Genomic DNA, 367 nt, shown 5'->3' with positions numbered 1-367 from the left:
AGTTGGTAGAGCATCTCCTTTACACGGAGGGGGTCGGCGGTTCGAGCCCGTCATCACCCACCATCTACTTAAGTAGACTCGCAGTGTAGATAAGTATTGAGATTGGGCGATTAGCTCAGTTGGTAGAGCATCTCCTTTACACGGAGGGGGTCGGCGGTTCGAGCCCGTCATCGCCCACCATTCTCATCTTATCGCAGCAGTTCCGAAATGGGCGATTAGCTCAGTTGGTAGAGCATCTCCTTTACACGGAGGGGGTCGGCGGTTCGAGCCCGTCATCGCCCACCATTTCGGGTCGTTAGCTCAGTTGGTAGAGCAGTTGACTTTTAATCAATTGGTCGCAGGTTCGAATCCTGCACGACCCACCAAT

At 53.7% G+C, this 367-nt stretch carries 3 tRNA genes; all 3 read left to right on the top strand.

Features of this window, described 5'->3' with window-relative positions:
- The first annotated feature begins 104 nt into the window (after positions 1-104).
- The 3 genes from AAIR21_RS28000 to AAIR21_RS27990 all read left to right on the top strand — a co-directional run bounded on the left by AAIR21_RS28000 (position 105) and on the right by AAIR21_RS27990 (position 365).
- Positions 105-180 (top strand) — tRNA-Val (locus AAIR21_RS28000).
- A gap of 29 nt (positions 181-209) precedes the next feature.
- A tRNA-Val gene (locus tag AAIR21_RS27995) sits at positions 210-285 on the top strand.
- A gap of 4 nt (positions 286-289) precedes the next feature.
- Positions 290-365 (top strand) — tRNA-Lys (locus AAIR21_RS27990).
- Positions 366-367 lie beyond the last annotated feature (2 nt).

The sequence above is a fragment of the Enterobacter sp. PTB genome (assembly GCF_051130085.1).
Taxonomy (GTDB): domain Bacteria; phylum Pseudomonadota; class Gammaproteobacteria; order Enterobacterales; family Enterobacteriaceae; genus Enterobacter; species Enterobacter ludwigii.
The sequence above is the reverse complement of the archived record's forward strand: the minus strand, read 5'-3'. Positions and strand labels throughout refer to the sequence as shown.